General features: G+C 48.9%; 5 protein-coding genes. 2 read left to right on the forward strand and 3 right to left on the reverse strand.

Annotated features, from left to right (window positions below; all coding sequences use genetic code 11):
- Positions 1-304 precede the first annotated feature (304 nt).
- Both trpA and accD read left to right on the forward strand, forming a co-directional pair.
- Positions 305-1,090 carry a tryptophan synthase subunit alpha gene (gene trpA / locus ACTHUT_RS14650; RefSeq protein ID WP_250600054.1) on the forward strand — a complete coding sequence of 262 codons (786 nt, stop codon included), beginning with the start codon at positions 305-307 and terminating at the stop codon, positions 1,088-1,090.
- 75 nt (positions 1,091-1,165) lie between these two features.
- Positions 1,166-2,032: an acetyl-CoA carboxylase, carboxyltransferase subunit beta gene (gene accD / locus ACTHUT_RS14655; protein ID WP_250600056.1), complete on the forward strand. Its 867-nt coding sequence runs from the start codon at positions 1,166-1,168 to the stop codon at positions 2,030-2,032.
- Positions 2,033-2,096: 64 nt separating this feature from the next.
- On the opposite strand, the gene ACTHUT_RS14660 is transcribed toward accD, so the two are convergent.
- The 3 genes from ACTHUT_RS14660 to ACTHUT_RS14670 form a co-directional block, all read right to left on the reverse strand.
- Positions 2,097-2,543 (reverse strand): GatB/YqeY domain-containing protein, encoded by a 447-nt coding sequence (locus ACTHUT_RS14660; protein ID WP_003680927.1) that lies wholly within the window; start codon positions 2,541-2,543, stop codon positions 2,097-2,099.
- Between the two features lie 97 nt (positions 2,544-2,640).
- The gene (gene rpsU / locus ACTHUT_RS14665; RefSeq protein WP_003680926.1) at positions 2,641-2,853 is read right to left on the reverse strand and encodes a 30S ribosomal protein S21; all 213 of its coding nucleotides are present in this window, start codon (positions 2,851-2,853) and stop codon (positions 2,641-2,643) included.
- 277 nt (positions 2,854-3,130) lie between these two features.
- Positions 3,131-4,294: transglycosylase SLT domain-containing protein (locus ACTHUT_RS14670; protein ID WP_440418962.1), on the reverse strand; the 1,164-nt coding region annotated here is incomplete at its 5' end.

Below are 4,294 nucleotides of genomic sequence, written 5' to 3' on the forward strand. Positions count from 1 at the left end.
AAAGTGCGAAGGCATACAAAGATTTGCATAATTGATTCTAATAAAGGCTGTTTGAATGATTTTCAGACGGCCTTTATTGTTTTATATTGCTTTCAAAATATCAGAATCTTGATTGCAAATGATTCTATGAAATAGCCGTAAATGTTATACTTAGCCTCTTGTTTGCCGATTGGGAAGAAACAGTCATTAGATAATGCGGATAGATGCCGCCTTTCATGGCAGACTGAGGTTTTTAAAACAAATGTAACGGCAGAATAAACAGGCTGCCGGACAACATTCAAATCGATGAAATGGATAGCAGAAAATGAGCAGAATCCAACAAACTTTCTCAGCGCTCAATGGCGCAAAAGCACTGATTCCTTATATTACGGTGGGCGATCCCAGCCTTGAGACAACCTTGGCATTGATGCATAGCCTGGTGGCTAATGGTGCTGATATTTTGGAACTGGGTGTGCCGTTTTCTGACCCGATGGCGGATGGCCCGACTATTCAACGTGCGGCTGAAAGGGCATTGGCAAATCATGTTTCCTTGCACGACGTATTGGAAACAGTACGCTTGTTCCGCCAAACCAATGATAAAACGCCGGTTGTATTAATGGGCTATTTGAACCCAGTACATAAAATGGGTTATCAGGCGTTTGCACAAGCGGCTGCCGAAGCAGGTGTAGATGGCGTGTTGACCGTGGATTCCCCGGTAGAGACCATTGCGCCTTTGCATGAGTCGTTGAAAGCGCAAGGTATTGATTGTATTTTCCTTATTGCGCCAACGACAACTGAGGAGCGTATTCAAACGATTGCCAAAGTGGCCGGCGGTTTTGTGTATTATGTATCGCTCAAAGGTGTAACCGGTGCGGCAAGTTTGGATACTGAAGAAGTTTCGCGTAAAATAGAGCTTTTGCGCAAATACATCGATATTCCGATTGGTGTCGGCTTCGGCATCAATAATGCGGAGAGTGCGCGTAAGATTGGTGCGGTGGCGGATGCTGTTATTGTCGGCAGCCGTATCGTCAAAGAGATTGAAAGCCACGCAGGTAGCGAGGCTGAAGCAGTAGGCGCGTTGGTTAAAGAGTTGAAAGACGCGATTCGCTAAATTTTTCCATTCTATTGTTTCAGACGGCCTTACGTTCAACTGGCCGTCTGAATTCTGAATCCTAAGGAGTCATTCATGAGCTGGCTAGATAAAATTCTTCCTCCGAAAATTAAAAACCGAAGCAGTTCGTCCAGCGTCCCTGAAGGTCTGTGGCACAAATGTCCGTCTTGTTCGGCAACGGTTTACTCAACCGAGTTGAAACAAAACAGCGAAGTCTGCCCGAAATGTAATCATCACAATCCGCTTTCTGCGCGCGAACGTTTGGACCTGCTTTTGGATGAAGAAGGCCGTGAAGAGATTGCAGTCAATATTAAACCGACAGACCCGCTGAAATTTAAAGACAGCAAGAAATATACGGATCGCCTCACTGCTGCGCGTAAAGCAACCGGTGAGGACGATGCTTTGGTCGTTATGAAAGGCACCATGAACGGCCTGCCTGTCGTGGTGGCTGCGTTTGAATTTCGCTTTATCGGCGGATCCATGGGTTCGGTAGTGGGCGAGCGTTTCGTGCAGGGTGTACGCCGTGCTGTTGCAGATAATTGTTCGTTTATTTGCGTGGCGGCTTCCGGTGGTGCGCGTATGCAGGAGGGTTTGAACTCTTTGATGCAGATGACGAAAACCAGCGCGGCTTTGCATTTGCTGACTGAAAAACGTCTGCCGTTTATTTCCGTATTGACCGACCCGACCATGGGCGGCGTATCTGCCAGCTTTGCCTTCTTGGGCGATGTGGTTTTGGCAGAACCGAATGCTCTGATTGGTTTTGCCGGTCCGCGCGTTATCGAGCAGACTGTACGCGAAACCCTGCCGGAAGGTTTCCAACGTGCAGAATTCTTGTTGGAGAAGGGTGCAATCGACCAAATCGTCGATCGCCGTTCCATGAAAAAACGTATCAGCGATTTGATTACCTTGTTGCGTCATGAAGGTAAAGTAACTGCTGTTTGATGAGCACAATAAGAAAGGCCGTCTGAAAAATAATATTTCAGACGGCCTTTTTGATTATTGATGATTAAGCAGTCAATGCGGCTTTCAAAACCTTGTTGACTTCGCCCATGTCGGCTTTTCCGGCCAGGCGGGTTTTCAATACGCCCATGACTTTGCCCATATCGGCCATGCCTGATGCACCGGTTTCTGCAATGACTGCTTCAACGACAGTCTTGATTTCTTCTGCAGACATCATTTGCGGCAGGTAGCGGTTGAGGATTTCGATTTCCGCGTTTTCTTTATCAGCCAAATCTTGACGGCCGGCTTCGGTATAGATTTTGGCGCTGTCTTTGCGCTGTTTCACCATTTTGGTCAGGATAGAGATGACTTTTGCGTCATCGGCTTCAGTGCGCTCATCTACTTCAAATTGTTTGATGGCGGCATTAATCAGGCGGATGGTGCTTAAAGACACTTGGTCTTTGGCTCGCATGGCGGTTTTCATGTCTTCGGTTAATTGTGTTTTTAGGCTCATAATGTTCTCACTTTATATAAAAAATGTCGTCTGAAAAACAAAACACACCGCAAAGCTGCCCTTGCGGTGTGTTGTTTATCACAGGGCAGGCCTGTAATTAGTACATTTTAGGAGGCAGTTGTTGGCTGCGCAGACGTTTTTGCAGACGTTTGGCTGCAGCAGCTTTTTTGCGTTTGCGTTCGGTAGTTGGTTTTTCGTACGCTTCACGGGCGCGCAGCTCGGTCAACAGACCGGTTTTTTCTACGGCACGTTTGAAACGACGCATGGCAACTTCAAATGGTTCATTCTCTTTAACACGAATAGCAGGCATTTTATTTCCTTTAAATTTTGTTTAATCAAACCGTTTTAAGAAATAGAGGACGGTTTGTCATAATGGGGTAGTTGTTGTATCGCTGGTTTGCCTAGGGCAGGGCGGGATACGCGCCGTGATGTAAACATCACCTCCTAACAAGTCGGCTTTTGCCGTGCAAGTGACCTTTTCGGTCAGAAACAATCGGGCGATTATCTTATAAACCCGATAGTCTGTCAAGATTACAGGCCGTCTGAACGTTTGATTCTGTCTCACTTTTCAGACGGCCTATCGGGCATTAATAGCGGCCGGGAACCGTACCCATACGTTGTTTCAACGAAGTTTGCGGTTCGTTGAATAATGACGCGTAATAAGTCGCGTTGGTCATGACTTTTTTCACGTAGTCGCGGGTTTCGGTGAATGGGATGGTCTCGGCGTAGATGGCACCTTCCAAAGGCGAAGAAGCCTGCCAGTTGCGGGCGCGGCCGGGGCCGGCATTGTAGCCTGCGGTGGCCATTACTTCGTTATTTTGCAGGCGGCGTTTGGCATCTGCCATGTACCAAGTACCCATGCGGATGTTGCCGTCCATGGTGTAGAGTTCGCTGCTGCTCATGCCGATTTTACCTGCAATTTCGCGGGCGGTCGCAGGCATTACTTGCATCAGGCCTTGCGCGCCGACGCTGGATTGCGCGCCCATGACAAAGCGGCTCTCTTGGCGAATCAAACCGTAAACCCATGCTGGGTCAACGCCTGCCTGTGCGGCATAGCGGACGGTCAGGTCTTTAAACGGAGAGAGGTAGCGCAGCTTGTAGTTGAGTTTGTGGTCGGTACGGTCTGCGCTGTTGATTGCCATGTCGTAGAACTGGTTGTCAAAAGCGACTTGTGCGGCAGTCAGCAGGTTATCTTCATTGAAGTCGCGGGTGGCAAAACGCCATTCTGCCTGTGCCTGACGGCGCATTTTGGAGTCGCCGTTGCTTTGGCTGTTTTTAAACAGAACCAATGCGCGTTTGATGGCACCATCTTCGCTCATGCGGCGGACGTCTCTGGCATCGGCATCGGAAACGTTGTTGCGCGTATTGATGCGGCGGCCTAATTCTTCACCTGCCATTACGGCGTAGAAATTGCGGCCGGAAGTGGCGGCTTTTTCGTACATTTCTTTGGCTTGGCTGCTTTTACCTTGTGCAGCGAAGCTGCGACCCAGCCAATATTGCCATGTCGGGTCTTTTTGCAGTTTTTCAGGCATATGCTGAATCACGCTTGCCAATTCGTCCCAACGTTGCAGGCGCAAAGCGGCGCGTGCGTACCATTCCAATTGTTCGTCAGTCAGTTGTTTGCGGTCGGAAACGCGGCCGTAGTAGCTCAAAGCAGTCGGCATGTTTTGGCTTTGTGCATGGTAGTGGCCCAATACGCCCCATGCGAAGCTGCGTTGTTCGCGGCTGAGGCCGGATTCCATGTCGGACAG

The organism is Neisseria sp. P0022.S010, from assembly GCF_051956635.1.

Coding starts and splice junctions, on each gene's coding strand:
- trpA (WP_250600054.1), top strand. CDS start 305: ATGAGCAGAATCCAACAAACTTTCTCAGCGCTCAATGGCGCAAAAGCA.
- accD (WP_250600056.1), top strand. CDS start 1,166: ATGAGCTGGCTAGATAAAATTCTTCCTCCGAAAATTAAAAACCGAAGC.
- ACTHUT_RS14660 (WP_003680927.1), bottom strand. CDS start 2,543: ATGAGCCTAAAAACACAATTAACCGAAGACATGAAAACCGCCATGCGA.
- rpsU (WP_003680926.1), bottom strand. CDS start 2,853: ATGCCTGCTATTCGTGTTAAAGAGAATGAACCATTTGAAGTTGCCATG.